Here is a 1394-nt window from a genome sequence, read left to right as displayed (position 1 = left end):
CCTAGTACTACAGCCGTAGATTTTTTTGCTATAGTTCATTAGTACTACTACATGAGTATAAGCCGATGCGGGCAATTGCGAAATCGTGGGAACGTGAACTGTACGCATTGCATGGACGTCTCGGACAGCTGTTCAGACGCCCCGAACCTCGGCAGCGCTCACTGGCTTATATGAAGGGGCTGCTTGGCACAGTCGAGCGCAAGAACGGCTGGCAACTTGCCGAGTGGATTGGCGAGGCAACACCGGACGGCGTGCAACACCTTCTCGAGCGGGCGCAATGGGACGCCGATGCTGCGCGTGATGTACTACGCCAATACGTGGTTGAACGACTCGGCGAGCATGATGCAGTGCTGATTGTGGACGAAACTGGTTTCGTCAAGAAAGGTGAGCACTCGGCCGGCGTTCAACGCCAATACAGCGGCACGGCGGGCCGAATCGAGAATTGCCAGGTTGGCGTATTCCTTTGCTATGCCGGTCATGGCGGCAGTGCATTCATCGATCGCGAGCTGTATGTGCCGCGGGCATGGACCGATGACCCATCTCGCTGCAAGGCAGCCGGCATCCCACCGACGTTGGAGTTTTCAACGAAGCCACGGCTCGCGCGCAACATGCTTGAGCGTGCGCTGGATGCCGGCTTGCCATGCGGCTGGGTCACGGGTGACGAGGTTTATGGTGGTGATCGTGACCTGCGGTTGTGGCTCGAGTCACGCGGGCAGGCCTTCGTGCTGGCAGTAGCAAAGAATGAGCCGCTATGGTGGCAAGGACCGAAGTACGTTCGCGCAGACAAGATAGCCGAAGCGTTGCCGTCAACGGCATGGGAGCGCCTCTCGGCTGGCGCGGGCGCCAAAGGCGAACGTCTGTACGATTGGGCAATGACGCCACTATGGAGGCTGCAGATCACCGCCGAGGAGCGTAGCTTCGGACATTACCTGCTGGTACGGCGCAGTCTGGATGAAAAGCGCGAGCATGCCTACGATGTCGCCTACGCTCCACGCAGTAAAGCTTCACTGCAGACTCTGGTAAATGTCGCGGGCCGCAGGTGGGAAATCGAAACTGGCTTCGAGGCAACCAAGGGGGAATGCGGCCTGGATCAGTATGAGGTGCGTCGATGGCGCGGGTGGTACCGCCACATCACCCTCGCGCTGCTGGCACATGCAGTACTCGTCACCCTTCGGATCGAGAGTAAAAAAAACTCCTGAAGGCATGATGCCTCTCAGCCCCCAGGAAATTCGTCGACTGTTGTGCCGCTTGCTATGGCGCGCCGTCCACCCGATCGATCATGTGATTGCATGGTCAATTTGGCGACGTACTCACCAGTGGCGCGCGCAACAGTCCCATTACCGACGCCGTGGTTTTACCCCGCCTGGCGGTTAGTATCTACGGCTGTAGTACTA

General features: G+C 58.5%; 1 protein-coding gene. It reads left to right on the top strand.

Annotated elements, in window-relative coordinates:
* Positions 1-65: 65 nt before the first annotated feature.
* Positions 66-1199, top strand: a complete 1134-nt coding sequence (locus U5771_RS35055) for an IS701 family transposase (RefSeq protein WP_322028163.1) — start codon at positions 66-68, stop codon at positions 1197-1199.
* The last annotated feature ends 195 nt before the right edge of the window (positions 1200-1394 follow it).

The organism is Burkholderia sp. BCC1977 (genome assembly GCF_905339595.1).
GTDB lineage: Bacteria > Pseudomonadota > Gammaproteobacteria > Burkholderiales > Burkholderiaceae > Burkholderia.
Note: the sequence above shows the minus strand (reverse complement) of the source record. Positions and strands in the feature narration are given on the sequence as shown.

Bases quoted from the DNA above. Each gene is read 5' to 3' on its own strand.
- U5771_RS35055 (WP_322028163.1), top strand. From the start codon at position 66: ATGCGGGCAATTGCGAAATCGTGGGAACGTGAACTGTACGCATTGCAT.